18 protein-coding genes are annotated in these 14,258 nt (G+C 70.9%); 13 read left to right on the top strand and 5 right to left on the bottom strand.

Annotated elements, in window-relative coordinates; all coding sequences use genetic code 11:
- Positions 1-99 precede the first annotated feature (99 nt).
- Both G7071_RS03665 and G7071_RS03660 read left to right on the top strand, forming a co-directional pair.
- Complete coding sequence (locus G7071_RS03665; protein ID WP_166315005.1) at positions 100-864, top strand: CoA transferase subunit A; 765 nt, start codon at positions 100-102, stop codon at positions 862-864.
- Positions 861-1,529, top strand: a complete 669-nt coding sequence (locus G7071_RS03660; protein ID WP_166315002.1) for a 3-oxoacid CoA-transferase subunit B — start codon at positions 861-863, stop codon at positions 1,527-1,529. The genes G7071_RS03665 and G7071_RS03660 overlap by 4 nt, the downstream gene beginning before the upstream one ends.
- On the opposite strand, the gene G7071_RS03655 is transcribed toward G7071_RS03660, so the two are convergent.
- Positions 1,483-2,883, bottom strand: coding sequence for an MFS transporter (locus G7071_RS03655; RefSeq protein WP_246210611.1), 1,401 nt, complete (start codon positions 2,881-2,883; stop codon positions 1,483-1,485). The genes G7071_RS03660 and G7071_RS03655 overlap by 47 nt on opposite strands.
- Positions 2,884-2,965: 82 nt before the next feature.
- Here G7071_RS03655 and G7071_RS03650 point away from each other — a divergent pair, with 82 nt between their 5' ends.
- The 5 genes from G7071_RS03650 to G7071_RS03630 are packed head-to-tail and all read left to right on the top strand — an operon-like array spanning position 2,966 to position 6,322.
- Entirely contained in the window at positions 2,966-4,003 is a 1,038-nt protein-coding gene (locus G7071_RS03650; RefSeq protein WP_166314999.1) for an LLM class flavin-dependent oxidoreductase, read from the top strand.
- Between the two features lie 37 nt (positions 4,004-4,040).
- Positions 4,041-4,196, top strand: coding sequence for a Sp36 family protein (gene sp36 / locus G7071_RS03645; protein ID WP_166314996.1), 156 nt, complete (start codon positions 4,041-4,043; stop codon positions 4,194-4,196).
- Positions 4,196-4,657 carry a RidA family protein gene (locus tag G7071_RS03640; RefSeq protein ID WP_425489413.1) on the top strand — a complete coding sequence of 154 codons (462 nt, stop codon included), beginning with the start codon at positions 4,196-4,198 and terminating at the stop codon, positions 4,655-4,657. The genes sp36 and G7071_RS03640 overlap by 1 nt, the downstream gene beginning before the upstream one ends.
- A 1-nt stretch (position 4,658) precedes the next feature.
- Positions 4,659-5,525 carry an NUDIX hydrolase gene (locus G7071_RS03635; RefSeq protein ID WP_246210349.1) on the top strand — a complete coding sequence of 289 codons (867 nt, stop codon included), beginning with the start codon at positions 4,659-4,661 and terminating at the stop codon, positions 5,523-5,525.
- Positions 5,522-6,322: an MBL fold metallo-hydrolase gene (locus G7071_RS03630; RefSeq protein ID WP_246210348.1), complete on the top strand. Its 801-nt coding sequence runs from the start codon at positions 5,522-5,524 to the stop codon at positions 6,320-6,322. Before G7071_RS03635 ends, G7071_RS03630 begins: the two co-directional genes overlap by 4 nt.
- Before the next feature lie 4 nt (positions 6,323-6,326).
- Here G7071_RS03630 and G7071_RS18805 read toward each other — a convergent pair whose 3' ends face one another.
- Positions 6,327-6,779: a hypothetical protein gene (locus tag G7071_RS18805; RefSeq protein ID WP_215727635.1), complete on the bottom strand. Its 453-nt coding sequence runs from the start codon at positions 6,777-6,779 to the stop codon at positions 6,327-6,329.
- Between the two features lie 120 nt (positions 6,780-6,899).
- Here G7071_RS18805 and G7071_RS18800 point away from each other — a divergent pair, with 120 nt between their 5' ends.
- Positions 6,900-7,313 carry a hypothetical protein gene (locus tag G7071_RS18800; protein WP_215727634.1) on the top strand — a complete coding sequence of 138 codons (414 nt, stop codon included), beginning with the start codon at positions 6,900-6,902 and terminating at the stop codon, positions 7,311-7,313.
- A 400-nt stretch (positions 7,314-7,713) separates the two neighbouring features.
- On the opposite strand, the gene G7071_RS03615 is transcribed toward G7071_RS18800, so the two are convergent.
- Positions 7,714-8,205: a SigE family RNA polymerase sigma factor gene (locus G7071_RS03615; RefSeq protein WP_166314989.1), complete on the bottom strand. Its 492-nt coding sequence runs from the start codon at positions 8,203-8,205 to the stop codon at positions 7,714-7,716.
- A gap of 68 nt (positions 8,206-8,273) precedes the next feature.
- Entirely contained in the window at positions 8,274-8,951 is a 678-nt protein-coding gene (locus tag G7071_RS03610; RefSeq protein WP_166314987.1) for a Crp/Fnr family transcriptional regulator, read from the bottom strand.
- A 190-nt stretch (positions 8,952-9,141) separates the two neighbouring features.
- Between G7071_RS03610 and nth the strand changes: the two genes are divergently transcribed.
- Genes nth through G7071_RS03590 form a run of 4 tightly spaced genes read left to right on the top strand, consistent with a single transcriptional unit; the run spans position 9,142 to position 12,253 of the window.
- Positions 9,142-9,867 carry an endonuclease III gene (nth, locus tag G7071_RS03605; RefSeq protein WP_246210347.1) on the top strand — a complete coding sequence of 242 codons (726 nt, stop codon included), beginning with the start codon at positions 9,142-9,144 and terminating at the stop codon, positions 9,865-9,867.
- Complete coding sequence (locus G7071_RS03600) at positions 9,864-10,373, top strand: TlpA family protein disulfide reductase (RefSeq protein WP_166314985.1); 510 nt, start codon at positions 9,864-9,866, stop codon at positions 10,371-10,373. The genes nth and G7071_RS03600 overlap by 4 nt, the downstream gene beginning before the upstream one ends.
- Positions 10,370-11,071, top strand: coding sequence for an NUDIX hydrolase (locus G7071_RS03595; protein WP_246210346.1), 702 nt, complete (start codon positions 10,370-10,372; stop codon positions 11,069-11,071). Before G7071_RS03600 ends, G7071_RS03595 begins: the two co-directional genes overlap by 4 nt.
- 6 nt (positions 11,072-11,077) lie before the next feature.
- The gene (locus G7071_RS03590) at positions 11,078-12,253 is read left to right on the top strand and encodes a MarP family serine protease (RefSeq protein WP_166314983.1); all 1,176 of its coding nucleotides are present in this window, start codon (positions 11,078-11,080) and stop codon (positions 12,251-12,253) included.
- Positions 12,254-12,278: 25 nt separating this feature from the next.
- On the opposite strand, the gene G7071_RS03585 is transcribed toward G7071_RS03590, so the two are convergent.
- Entirely contained in the window at positions 12,279-12,677 is a 399-nt protein-coding gene (locus tag G7071_RS03585) for a phage holin family protein (RefSeq protein ID WP_166314981.1), read from the bottom strand.
- A gap of 169 nt (positions 12,678-12,846) precedes the next feature.
- On the opposite strand from G7071_RS03585, the gene nhaA reads away from it, so the two are divergent.
- A complete protein-coding gene (nhaA, locus tag G7071_RS03580; protein WP_166314979.1) occupies positions 12,847-14,217 on the top strand; it encodes a Na+/H+ antiporter NhaA in 1,371 nt (456 codons plus the stop codon).
- Positions 14,218-14,258: the final 41 nt, after the last annotated feature.

Genomic DNA, 14,258 nt, shown 5'->3' with positions numbered 1-14,258 from the left:
GCCTAGTGTGTGGCCGGGCGCCATGGCGGTCCGCGGCGTGTGCTGACTAGGGTGGCGGAGCCGGGTCGAGGGGCCCGTCGGTCATCGAGGAGGACGCGCGTGGACAAGGTCGTCGAGAGCGCCGCTGCTGCGGTCGCGGACATCCCCGACGGGGCGACGCTGTCGGTCGGCGGGTTCGGGTTGTGTGGCATCCCGTCGGTGCTGATCGAGGCCGTGCTGGAGGCCGGGACCGCCGACCTCGAGGTCGTGTCCAACAACTGTGGGGTCGACGACTGGGGCCTTGGCCGCCTCCTGATGGCCAAGCGGCTGCGGCGCATGGTGTCGTCCTACGTCGGTGAGAACAAGGAGTTCGCCCGGCAATATCTCTCCGGCGAGCTGGAGGTCGAGCTGACCCCGCAGGGCACCTTGGCCGAGCGCATGCGCGCCGGCGGTTCGGGCATCCCCGCGTTCTTCACCGCCACCGGCGTCGGCACCCAGGTCGCCGAGGGCGGCCTGCCGTGGAAGTACGACGACGCCGGCAACATCGAGGTCGCGTCACCGCCCAAGCAGACCCAGACCTTCGAGACCCCCGAGGGGGAGCGCGAGTTCGTCCTGGAGCGGGCGATCGTCTCCGACTTCGGGCTGGTGCGGGCCTGGAAGGGAGATCGCCACGGCAACCTCGTCTTCCGCGACTCCGCACGCAACTTCAACCCGCTGGCCGCGATGTGCGCCCGGGTGAGCATCGCCGAGGTCGAGGAGCTGGTCGAGCCGGGTGAGCTCGACCCCAACGACGTCCACACCCCAGGTGTCTACGTGCAGCGCGTGGTGGCGCTGACCCCCGAGCAGGCGGCCGACAAGCGGATCGAGAAGAGGACCGTTCGATGAGCTGGACGCGTGAAGAGATGGCGGCCCGCGCGGCCTCCGAGCTGAAGGACGGCTCCTACGTCAACCTCGGGATCGGCCTGCCGACGCTGGTCCCCAACTATGTCGCCGACGACGTCGAGCTGGTGCTCCAGTCGGAGAACGGCATCCTCGGCGTGGGCGCCTATCCGACCGAGGACGCGGTCGACCCCGACCTGATCAACGCCGGCAAGGAGACCGTCACGGTCCGTCGAGGCGCGTCGTTCTTCGACTCCGCGACGTCCTTCGGGATGATCCGCGGCGGCAAGATCGACGCCGCGATCCTCGGCGCGATGCAGGTCTCGGCGGTCGGTGACATCGCCAACTGGATGATCCCCGGCAAGATGGTCAAGGGCATGGGCGGGGCGATGGACCTCGTCCACGGCGCCAAGCGGGTGATCGTGCTGATGGAGCACACCGCCAAGGACGGCTCGCTGAAGATCCTCGACGAGTGCGACCTGCCCTACACCGGCAAGCGGGTCGTGCAGCGGATCATCACCGACCTGTGCGTGATCGACGTGATCGACCCGACCACGGGCGAGGTCGCCGCGTCCGGGACGCTGGGTGAGCGGGCGCTGCGCCTGGTCGAGCTCGCGCCCGGAGTCACCGAGGACGAGGTGCGGGAGAAGACGCAGCCGCCGCTGCAGTGAGGGTTGCCGGCGCCGTACGCCGAGCAGTCAGCACCCCGAGCACGCCGATCGTGGCGGCCAGGACGAAGACCGCGAGGAACGGGTCGGCGTCGCTGCGCTTGGCCACCGCGAACACGACCCCGGAGATCGAGAGCGCCAGCGCTGCGCCCAGGGAGTCGGCGATGGTCAGGGCTGCGGAGTTGGAGCCGCGGTCGCGGTCGGTGGAGACGTCGAGCATCGCCACGCTGGTGCGCGGATAGCCCAGCCCCATCCCGGCACCGGCGATGACGTAGGACGCGCCCACCACCACGGCCGGTGCGTGCAGCCACACCGACACGACCAGCGCGAGGGTGCCGGCCAGGACGAGGCCGGCGCCGATCATCATCGCCCGACGGTGGGAGATGCGGACCCCGAGCCGTGCCTGCACCTGGCTGGCGACCGCCCAGGTCACGCCGACCACGCTGAGCACGATCCCCGCGCGAGCCGGCGAGAGCTGCCAGTCCTCCTGGAGGACATAGACGATGTAGGCCTCGACGCAGAAGAAGCCGGAGCTCAACAGGCCGCGCGTGGCGATCACGGCGGGCAGTCCCCGGCGACCCACGAGCGAGCCGGCCGGCAGCAGCCGGACGAGGACGAGCACGACGACGAGCAGGGCGACCACCCCGCCGAGACCGGCGATGCCGCGGGCCGAGCCGAACAGCTCCAGGACGAGTACGGCGCCGGCGCCGACGATCGCCCAGGACAGCCGACCTGCGCCGGCCCCGGAGTCGGCCGGTTCGTCAGAGCCCGAGGAACGCCCACGCAGCGCGGGCGCGACCAGGACGGCGGCTGCGGCGACCAGGGCGACCGCGCCGAGGAAGACCCACCGCCACCCGATGGCGTCGGCCACGAAGGCTGCCAGGGCAGGTCCGAAGAGCGACGGCAGCACCCAGGCCGCGGCGAAGCCGGCGAACATCGCCGGCTGCAGAGTTGTCGGGACCACCTGCCCGACCAGGACGTAGAGGCCGACCACGAGCGCACCACCGCCCAGCCCCTGGACCAGCCGGCCGGCCACGAGGACCTCCATCGACGGCGAGAGGCCGCAGACGACCAGCCCGAGGGAGAACAGCGCCATGGACCAGAGCAGCGGGGCCACCGGCCCGCGCCGGTCGCTCCACATCCCGGCCGCGACCATGCCGATCACGCCGCTGGCGAGCGGTGCGGCGAAGCTCAGCGCATAGAGGTCTGTCCCGTCGAGCTCGCGGGCGACGGTCGGCATCACGGTGGTGACTGCCAGCGCCTCGAACGCCACGAAGCCGATCAGCGAGCACATGCCGATCGTGATGGCGGCATACGTCGGGCTCAGCAAGCGCGCCGGTGGGGTGGTCTCGGACATCGTGCTCACGTGCTGACGCTAAGCCCGGGCGCGGCACCGAGAGCAATCGGAATAGTGGCCGCTCCACGTGGTTGGCCTCAGTGTGACTCTTGCCCTCTCCGTCCTCGACCTCGTGCCCGTGCGCACCGACCAGACGACCGCCGACGCGGTGGCAGCCTCGCGGTCCCTGGCGGTGACGGCCGACGAGCTCGGCTATCGCCGCTACTGGGTCGCCGAGCACCACAACATGCCGGCCGTGGCAGCGACGAACCCGCCGGTGCTGATCGCGCTGCTGGCTGCTGCGACCACCCAGATCCGCGTCGGGTCGGGCGGGGTGATGCTGCCCAACCACGAGCCGCTCGTCATCGCCGAGCAGTTCGCGCTGCTGGAGGCGGCCTTCCCGGGCAGGATCGACCTAGGCATCGGCCGCGCCCCCGGCACCGACATGCTCACCCGCTACGTGCTCCGGGGCGGAGCGACGGCGGCCGCCGACGACGCGGTCGCGAAGTTCCCGCAATACGTCGAGGACGTGGCCACCCTGATGCACCCCGACGGCGTCGAGATGTCGGTCGGCGGGCGCCGCGAGCCGCTGCGGGCGACCCCGCAGGCAGCGAGCGTGCCGACGATCTGGCTGCTCGGCTCGTCCGACTACTCCGCCCGGCTCGCGGCGGCGCGCGGCCTGCCCTACGTCTTCGCCCACCACTTCGCCGGCCAGGGCACGGCGGAGGCGCTCGCGCTCTACAGGTCCTCCTACCAGCCCTCCGAGGCTCACCCCGAACCCCGGACGTTCCTCACCGTCAACGCAGCCGTCGCCGAGACCGCCGAGTCGGCAAGGCGCCTGGCGCTGCCGCAGGTCCAGGCGATGGTCGCGCTGCGAACGGGCGGTCGGCTCGCGTCGCAGCGCCTCGTCGAGGAGGCGGAGGCGGCGCCGGTGGCGCCGGCCCACGAGGGACTGGCGGCGGCCATGCTGCGCCGCTGGATCGTGGACGAGCCCGTCGCGGCCCGGCGCCGGATCGAGGAGCTCGCGTCCGAGTTCGAGGTCGACGAGGTGATGGTGCACCCCGTCGCCGGCGCCTTCACCGGCACGCCTGCCGGCTCCGGGCCCGCCCGCGAGGAGACGCTGCGCCTGCTGGTGGCCTGACGGAGGCTCCCGACCACGTCCGAGTAGGGTGCGGAACATGACCAAGTGGGACTACCAGGTGGCGCCGATTCCGCTCCACAACGAAGCACTGATGCTCAACAACTTCGGCGAGGACGGCTGGGAGCTGGTGGCGATCCACACCAACGCCCAGGGTGGCCTCGTCGCGTTCCTCAAGCGGCCGAAGGCCGCCTGATGGGTGCGGAGGCGCGGCTCGCGGAGCTCGGGATCACCGTACCGGAGGTCGTCCCCCCGCTCGCGGCCTACCAGCCGACCGCTCGCAGCGGCAACCTCGTCTTCACCGCCGGCCAGCTGCCGGCGCGTGACGGCGAGATGATCGCCGTCGGCAAGGTCGGGGGTGCGGTGACGGAGGAGCAGGCCTACGACTGTGCCCGGCAGAGCGCCCTCAACGCACTCGCCGCGATCAAGGCCGAGATCGGCTCGCTCGACGACATCACCCGGATCGTCAAGGCAGTCGTCTTCGTGGCGTCCACGACCGACTTCACCAACCAGGCCAAGGTCGCCAACGGGGCCTCGGAGCTGCTCGGTGAGGTGTTCGGCGACCGCGGGGTCCACGCCCGCTCGGCCGTCGGCGTCGCCGTGCTGCCCCTCGACGTACCCGTCGAGGTCGAGCTCGTCGTCGAGGTCGCAGGCTGACGTGCGGCTTCGACGTGCGCCGCTCCCACAGGCGCTGATCGACCAGGCGCGCGCCTTCGATTCCGGTATGGCGACGCCGGCCGAGCCGCGCAACGCCGCCACCGTCGTGCTGCTGCGCGACGGCGACAGCGGGCCCGAGGTCTATCTCCTCAGGCGCCAGACGTCGATGGCCTTCGCCGGCGGCATGTGTGTCTTTCCCGGCGGCGGAGTCGACCCGCGCGACTTCTCCGAGGACCTCGACGACGACCCCACGTGGTCGGGGCCGTCGGTCGCGGACTGGGCGACGACCCTGGGCTGCGAGCCGCACCTCGCCCGGGCGCTGGTGTGCGCGGCGGTCCGCGAGACCTTCGAGGAGTCGGGGGTGCTGCTGGCCGGTCCCACGGCCGACACGGTCGTCAGCGACACGACGGGCGACGACTGGGAGGCCGACCGGGTGGCGCTCGAGTCGCGCGAGCTGTCGATGTCCGACTTCCTGGACCGTCGCGGGCTGGTGCTGCGCACCGACCTGCTCGGTGCCTGGTCGGGCTGGCTCACGCCCGTCTTCGAGCCGAGGCGCTATCGCACCTGGTTCTTCGCGGCGCTGCTGCCCGAGGGCCAGCACGCGCGCGACGTGTCCAGCGAGTCGTCGTCGGTGACCTGGCTGCCGGCCATGGACGCGGTCGCTGCCGTCGAGGACGGCGAGATGCTGATGCTGCCGCCGACATACCTCACCTGCCTCGACGTCGGCCAGCACGCCAGCGTCGCCGAGGTGCTGGTCGAGGCCGGGCAGCGGACGGTCGAGATGTTCACCCCCGAGGTGGTCTCCACCGGCGAGGACTTCACCCTCTCCACGCCCCCGCTCTATGAAGCGCTGCTGGAGTCTCGGTGAGCTGGGCCGGCGGGACGTTCGGCGCCTCGGCGACCTGCGTGCTGGCCCCCAACGCCGACGTCATGACCCTCGACGGCACCAACACGTGGGTGCTCTCGTCGGGTGAGAAGTCGCTCGTGATCGACCCGGGACCGACGATCGATTCCCACCTCGACGCCGTCTCCGCCGTCGGGCAGGACGTCGTCGGGGTCCTGCTGACCCACCACCACGCCGACCACGCCGAGGCGGCGCGCGACTTCGCCGAGCGGCACGGCTGCGGGGTCCGCGCGCTCGACCCTGCCTATCGCCTGGGCTCGGAAGGACTTGCCGGCGGCGACGTCGTTCCCGTCGGAGACCTCGAGGTCCACGTCGTCGCCACCCCCGGCCACACGGCCGACTCGTTGTGCTTCGTGGTGCCGTCGGAGTCGGCGGTGCTGACCGGCGACACGGTGCTCGGCCGCGGCACCACCGTCGTCGCCCACCCCGACGGTGAGCTGGGGGCCTATCTCTCGTCGTTGGACCGCCTCCACGCGCTGTGCTCGTCCCGCGGGATCACCTCGGTCTGGCCGGGGCACGGGCCGGTGATCGACGACGCGCTGGGTGCGCTCGACTACTACATCGCCCACCGGCAGTCGCGCCTCGACCAGGTCCGCGACGCCATGTCGACGCTCGCCGCCCAGCCGCACCCCGAGGGCATCGCGACCGACGAGCTCCCGCGACGGGTGGTCGAGATGGTCTATTCCGACGTCGACCCGGTCCTGTGGGGCGCCGCCGAGCTGTCGGTGCGCGCGCAGCTGGCCTATCTGGCCTCCCACTGAGGGCTCACCCCGTCCGGCGACGCCACACCCACCGCAGGCCGTAGAGCACGCTCAGGGCGCCGGCCACGCCGAGGCCGATCAGCCACGAGATGTCGCGCCCCGCCCACTTCGGCTCGCCGAAGTCGTGCGTGAGCCGCTGCGCCGACCTTCCGTCGAGGTCGGGGATGAGGTCGACGGCGACGCTCAGCGACTGGGCGGCGCCGGGAGCCACTGTGCCGACGCTGCGGCGCCAGGTGCTGGTCTGGGTCTCGGTGGGCGTGGTGACGACGAACTCTGCGTCGTCGTCGAAGGACTCCTGGACGAGGAGCAGCTGCAGCCGGTCGTCGAGCCAGCCCATGGGTCTGACGGTGGCTGGCCCGATCGTGTCGTCCGGGAAGAGATGACGCAGCGACTTGACCGGGTCGACCTGCACCGACGACGAGAGCGGGCCAGGGATCCGGGTCTCGAGCGCGAGCACCTCGCCGTCGGGGAGAAAGCGCCGGGTGTTCCGTCAGCGCGGGGCAGCCTGCGAGGAGCGCGCGTCTCGGCGCCGAGGAGGAGCGCTCCGGACTGCAGACCGAGCGCCAGGCTGCCGTCGTTGGCGACCGCGACGGTGCCGACCGATCGGCGCGAGCTGGAGACAGGCACGTTCTCCTGGGTGTTCCCCCAGGGCTCCACGCGCCCGGCGACGGTGATCCCACCTCCGCTGCTGTGTGGCGTCCACGACGCCAGCTGGTCCCCCGACCACGCCAGCCACCTGGAGTCAGGCGACCAGGTGATCGTGCGGACGCGCACCCCGTTCCCGCCCGTGAGGGCGATGGTCTGGACAGCGCCAGTGGCAAGATCCACGACCCGGATGCCGGAGGGCATGGGTTCGTCGAGGGGAGCGGCTGGGTCCCACCACGCATACGCGAGGTGGCCGCCGTCGGGAGAGACAGCCAGGCCGGACGGGCCGCTCGAGTCGTTGATGGTCCCCGCTCCCATCCAGCCGGGCAGCGACAGTGGGTGGTAGGCGCCGTCGTCGGCCGTGATCGCAACGGGGAGCGACCCGATCTCCCCGGTCGAGAACGCCGCGGCAACGCGTCCGACAGCCAAGTTGCGCTCCACCACGTCTGCAGACCACGACACCGTGCCGTGCTCGGCCTCCGGGCCACTGACGAAGCGCGCCGGGAAGTCCTCGATCCGGCTCGGGATCGCTCCCCCGGGCACGGTGTCGTCGGCCGGCCCGACAGAGGGCTGCGGTCCGGTGACCAGCGCAACCAGTCCACCGATGGTCAGCACCATCACCAGCACGACGGCGGACGTCATGAGCCGGTCGCGGCGCCGCAGCGAGCGGCCGCGGTCCCACAGGGAGTGGTCGATGTCGGGTCGGGGCGCGTCGTCGGCGATCCGCTGGAGCTCGTCGTGCAGGCTCATGAGTCAACCCCTACGAGGTCGGCGAGGTCGGGGGCGAGGGTGCGGAGCCGGGCGAGGGCGTGGCGCGTCGTGGACTTCACGGTGCCGACGGAGACGCCGACGGCGTGGGCGGTCTGGACCTCGGTGAGGTCCTCGAAGAAGCGCAGCACGAGGATGGTGCGCTGCTTGGTCGTCAGCCGGGCGAGCGCGGCCTCCAGGGAGAGCCGGAGGTCGTTGTCGGCGGCCGGGATGGCGTCGTCATACGCACCCAGGGTGGTCTCGGTGAAGCGACGCTTGCGCCACCAGGAGATGTTCTGGTGATACATGATCCGGCGGGCGTAGGCCTCGGGCGAGGTGGCGATCCGTTCCCAGTGCCGCGCTGTCTGGAGCAGGGCGTGCTGGACGAGGTCCTCGGCGGTGTGGTGGTTGCCGGTGAGGAGATAGGCCGTGCGCGCGAGGGCGCCGCTGCGCGCGTGGACGAACTCGTCGAACGCGGACCGGTCGGTCATGGGCACCCCCTTCAAGGACACAGACGCAGCTGGGCGTCCGTTCGGGGGTCAGTCAGGCGGAAGTGATCTCAGCGCGCGCGCTTGGAGAGCCGCTCGACGTCCAAGATCACGACCGAGCGGGGCTCGAGGCGGAGCCAGCCGCGGGAGGCGAAGTCGGCGAGCGCCTTGTTGACCGTCTCGCGGGAGGCGCCGACCAGCTGGGCCAGCTCTTCCTGGGTCAGGTCGTGGTGGACGTGGACGCCGTCGTCGGCGGTGCGTCCGAAGCGGTCGGCAAGGTCGAGCAGCGCCTTGGCGACGCGGCCGGGCACGTCGGAGAAGACCAGGTCGGCCACGACGTCGTTGGACTTGCGCAGGCGGGCAGCGAGCTGGGAGAGCAGGCCACGGGCGACGATCGGGCGGCCGTCGAGCCACTTCAGCAGGTCTTCGTGGGAGAGCGAGGCGAAGGCGGCGTCGGTGACGGCCGTGACCGTGGCCGAGCGCGGACCCGGGTCGAAGAGGGACAGCTCGCCGAACATCTGGCCGGGGCCCATGATCGCCAGCAGGTTCTCGCGACCGTCGGAGGACGAGCGTCCGAGCTTCACCTTGCCCTCGAGGACGACGTAGAGCTTGTCGCCGGAGTCTCCCTCGTGGAAGAGCACGTCACCGCGGCGCAGCGTGGACTCGGTCATGGAGTTGCGCAGCGCGGTGGCTGCCTCGTCGTCGAGCGCGCTGAACAGCGGCGCCTGACGCAAAACGTCGTTGTCCACCGGGTCCTCCAACCTTCTTGGCGGCCCTCTGGGCCTGATTCACAAACGTCCCGAGTCACTTTCGGCACAGGTTTGTGCATCCTAGCCGTGGTGTGGGTCACACACCGCCAATTGGTGCCATGTCTCACCCCGCGGGGGCCCCTGGGCCCACCGCGAGGGGTGTGTGGGTGCCGGGTCGTAGGCTTCGCGCGTGCCCGCTCGCCCTGCCACGGTGGCTGTTCCGCCCCCCGACACCTCGCTGGTTCGCCGTGCCCGCAAGGTGAACAGGGTGCTTGCGCAGACCTATCCCGACGCACGCTGCGAGCTCGACTTCGACGACCCGTTCCAGCTCCTGGTCGTGACGGTCCTCAGCGCCCAGACGACCGATCGCCGGGTCAACGCCGTGCGCCCGACCCTGTTCGCGGCCTATCCCGACCCCACGAGCATGGCCGGCGCCCCTCGCGAGCACCTCGAGCAGATCGTCGGACCGCTCGGCTTCTTCCGGGCCAAGACCGACGCCCTGCTCAAGCTCAGCCAGGCGCTGGTGGAGCGTTACGACGCCCGCGTGCCGGGCCGGCTCGAGGACCTCGTCACGCTGCCGGGCGTGGGCCGCAAGACCGCCAACGTCGTGCTCGGCAACGCCTTCGACGTCCCCGGCATCACCGTCGACACCCACTTCGGCCGGCTCGTGCGCCGCCTCGGCTGGACCGAGGAGACCGACCCGGTCAAGGTCGAGCACGCGATCGCGGCGCTGTTCCCCAAGCGCGACTGGACGATGCTCAGCCACCACCTGATCTGGCACGGCCGGCGACGCTGCCACGCCAAGAAGCCGGCCTGTGGTGCCTGCCCCGTGGCGCGCCTGTGCCCGTCCTTCGGCGCTGGCCCCACCGACCCGGTCGAGGCCGAGAAGCTCGTCCGCACCCAGGGTCCGGCATGATCCGGCTGGCCGCGATCGTCGTGCTGGGTGCCCTCCTGGCGACCGGTTGCAGTGCTCCGGCTGACGAGCCCGGGGTTGCCCGGCTGCCCGACGTCACCCTGGCCGGCTTCGACGGCGGCGACGAGGTCGACCTCGGCGAGCTGTCCGGCCCGACGGTCATCTCGATCTGGGCGTCGTGGTGCGGTCCCTGCCGCGGGGAGATGCCGGTCCTGCAGGACTTCCACGAGTCGTACGGCGATCGCGTGCCCCTCCTCGGCATCGACTACCAGGACGCCAACACCGACGAGGCGCGCCAGCTCGTCCGCGACACGGGCGTCACCTATCGGTTGGTCCAGGACCCGGGCGGCGACATCAACGGACAGGCCGCGATCCCGTCGCTGCGCGGCCTGCCCTATCTCGCGTTCGTGGACGAGGACAAGACAGTGACCCACGTCGAGGCGGTGGTGATCGAGTCGGTCGACGAGCTGGTCGACATGGTCGAGAAGCACCTCGAGGTGCGGCTGTGAGCCTGCCCGACTGGCTGGCGCCGGTGGCACGCGGCGCCAACGACATCACCGTCCACGAGCTCACGCGCTTCATGCCGCCGGAGGGCAACACCGCGCGGCGGGGAGCGGTGCTGATGCTGTTCGCCGACACCGACGGTGACGGGCGCGGTGAGCTGTTGTTGACCGAGCGGGCGCACCACATGCGCTCTCACCCCGGCCAGGTGTCGTTCCCCGGCGGCATGATCGACGAGGGCGAGTCGCCGGTCGAGGCAGCGGTGCGCGAGGCCGAGGAGGAGATCGGGCTCGACCCCGCCGAGATCGAGGTCTTCGCCGAGCTCCCCGAGCTGTGGCTGCCGCCGTCCAACTTCGCGGTGACGCCGATCCTGGGCTACTGGCGACACCGGGGCGAGGTGAGCGTGGTCAGCCCCGACGAGGTCCACGAGATCCACCACGTCGAGATCGACGACCTGCTGGCGGCCGAGAACCGGATCAACGTCCGCCACCCCTCGGGCTGGCTCGGACCGGGGTTCCTGATCGGCCCCGACCGCGACGTCATCCTGTGGGGCTTCACGGCCGGCATCATCGCGAGGCTCTTCGACTTCGTCGGCTGGTCTCACGAGTGGGACACGGACCGGGTGCGTGACCTGCCGCCATACATGCTGCAGGGTGATGCCACCACCACGGCTGACTTCAAGCCCAACACCCGCTTCGAGGAGTAGCCGCGCATGAACATCCTCGACTGGTGCCTGGTCGCCCTGGTCGGCGTCTATTCGCTGTCGGGATATTGGCAGGGCTTCGTCACCGGCGCCTTTGCGACCGCGGGGTTGTTGCTGGGGGGCCTGTTCGGCGTCTGGGTCGCGCCCGTCGCGCTGGGTGACGCGGCGCCCTCGCTGTGGGTCTCGCTGGGCGCGCTCTTCGTCGTCATCGTGTCCGCGTCGCTCGGCCAGGCGCTGCTGCAGTTCGTCGGGGCCCGGCTGCGGGCGCGGATCAAGTGGCAGCCGGTCAGGGCGGTGGACGCGGTGGGCGGGGCCGCCCTGAGCGCCGTGGCCGTGCTGCTGGTCTCGTGGGCGCTCGGCGTCGCCGTCTCGGGCACCCGGATCGGCACGATCACCACCATCGTCCGCGAGTCAACGATCCTGGCGAAGGTCGACGCCACCCTCCCGGATCGCTCCGACCAGGTCCTGGGCGCGTTCAACGACGTCGTCGGCACCTCCTTCTTCCCGCGCTATCTCGAGCCGTTCGCCCCCGAGCGGATCGTGCGGGTCGGGCCCGGGCCGGCCCGGATGCTGAAGGATCCCGACGTGCTCGCCGCTGCGCCGAGCGTCCTCAAGGTGCGCGGCAGCAACAACTGCGGCAGCGGGGTGGAGGGGACCGGCTTCCTCTATTCGCCCGACCGGTTGATGACCAACGCCCACGTCGTCTCCGGCGTGGACGAGCCCGAGGTCGAGATCAACGGGTCGAGCGTGTCGGCCACCGTGGTCGTCTACGACCCCGAGATCGACATCGCCGTGCTCGCGCTCGACAGCGGAGACCTGCCCCACCTGGTGTTCGACAAGCAGGCGCAACCGCGCGACGCGATCGCGACCCTCGGCTATCCGCAGGATGGTCCCTATGACGTCCAGACCGGGCGGATCCGCTCGGAGCAGCGGCTCCGGTCGCCCGACATCTATGGCAACGGGACGGTGCTGCGCGACGTCTATTCGCTGCGCTCGCTGATCCGGCAGGGCAACTCCGGCGGGCCGATCGTCAACTCCGCCGGCGACGTCGTCGGAGTGGTCTTCGCCGCGTCGGTCACCGACCCCGACACCGGCTATGCCCTCACCGCCAGCCAGGTTGCGCAGAGCGCAGCGATCGGCGTGACGTCGTCGGACCAGGTCGACACCCAGACCTGCACGGGCTGAAGCCCGGCCGGCGGGGGCCCAGCGATCAGGCGCGTCCCTTGAACGCGGCCGGGATCTCCTTGCCCTGGTTGATGGCCCGCTCGGGGGCCTTGACCTGCTTGACCTGCTTGAGCCCGACGAACGCGAGCCCCGCAGCGATCAGGAGATAGAGGGCGAAGACGATCAGGAAGCACCATGCGAGGTGGAGGCCGGTCATCGAGAGGAAGTAGGCGATGGCGACCGACAGCATGATGATCGCCAGCACGCCGAGGAAGGCAGCCCCGGCGAAGAGGCCGATGCCGGTCCCGCCGTGCTTGATGCTGACCTTGAGCTCGGACTTGGCCAGCTCGATCTCCTTGGAGATCAGCGTCGAGATGTCACGACTGGCGTCCATGACGAGCCCACCGATGGTCGGCTCCGTGTCCTTCACCGGGATGTGGGCCATGAGTTGTCCTTCGCAGGTGATCGACGCTTGCTTCCGGCAGCGACCCTACACAAGGCAGGGCTGCCTCCCTCCGCCCGATAGGGTGGACGTCTGGTGTGCCGGGAAGTCTGGTCGGCTCGCGACAGGAGCTGTCGCGGAGACGACGCTCGCGACCCGAAAGGCAATTGCCTTGCCCATCAACCCGCACGGCCACAACGACCTGTCCGAGGACGACCTCTGGGTCAGCGGACCGTCCTACCTGGCCAGCGACAAGCCGCTGGCGCGACGGGTCGCCCGTCCGCTCCGCGAGTTCCTCCGGGTCGAGACGTCGGGGTCGATCCTGCTCCTCGCCGCTGCCGTGGTGGCGCTGCTGTGGGCCAACAGCCCGTGGGCGTCGTCCTACGACACCTTCTGGCACACCTCCATCGGCGTCGAGATCGGCGGTTGGCGGATCGAGGAGACGCTGCAGCACTGGGTCAACGACGCGCTGATGGTGATCTTCTTCTTCGTGGTGGGCCTGGAGATCAAGTACGAGATCGTCCACGGCGACCTGCGAGACCCCAGGACGGCGGCGCTCCCGATCGTCGCCGCGGTGGGCGGGATGCTGGTGCCGGCTGCCCTCTATGTGCTGGTCACCGGCGGCGGTGAGGCCGGCAAGGGGTGGGGGATCCCGATGGCCACCGACATCGCCTTCGCGGTGGGTGTCCTCGGCCTGCTCGGTCGGCGGATCCCGTCGGCGGCGCGGCTTTTCCTGCTGACGCTGGCGATCGTCGACGACATCGGCGCCATCCTGGTCATCGCCGTCTTCTACACCTCCGACCTGCACCTGTGGTGGCTCGCCGGCGCGCTGGGCCTGCTCGCCCTGATGGTCGGCCTGCGGCTCCTGCGGGTCTGGACCACCTGGGTCTATGCGGTGGTCGGCGTGGCTGTGTGGTTCACCCTGCTCGAGTCGGGCGTCCACGCGACGCTGGCCGGTGTCGCGATCGGGCTCATCGCCCCCGCCACGCCCCTGCTCAAGCAGGACGTCGCGCGCGACTTCGCTCGCCAGGCGCTGCGGGACCGCCGTCTTGATCCAGACGAGCTCAGCCGCATGCGGTTCCTGCTCGGGGAGTCCGTGGGGCGGGTCGAGCGCCTGCAGAGCGCCCTCCACCCGTTCTCGGCCTACGTCGTGCTGCCCGTCTTCGCCCTGGCCAACGCGGGTGTGTCGCTCGACGGCTTCGGCGAGGCCCTGACGTCACCGGTGAGCCTGGGGATCATGGCCGGGCTCGTGCTCGGCAAGCCGGTCGGCATCCTGCTGGCGTCGTTCCTTGCGGTCAAGGTGGGCCTGGGGCGGCTGCCCACCGACACCACCTGGTCGATGGTGGGTGGGCTCGGCGCGGTCGCCGGCATCGGCTTCACCGTCTCCCTGTTCATCGCCGGGCTCTCGTTCGACTCCGAGGTCCTGACGAGCGAGGCGAAGGTCGGGATCCTGGTCGCGTCGCTGCTCGCCGCCGTCGTCGGGGTGGTGACACTCCTCGCGGCAACCTCTCGCCGTACGGCGGAGGCCGACGCGGACGACTGACCGACCCCTCCGCGATATCCATGGGAGGAAACGGGGCGAAA

It is taken from the genome of Nocardioides piscis, from assembly GCF_011300215.1.
Taxonomy (GTDB): domain Bacteria; phylum Actinomycetota; class Actinomycetes; order Propionibacteriales; family Nocardioidaceae; genus Nocardioides; species Nocardioides piscis.
Note: the sequence above shows the minus strand (reverse complement) of the source record. Positions and strands in the feature narration are given on the sequence as shown.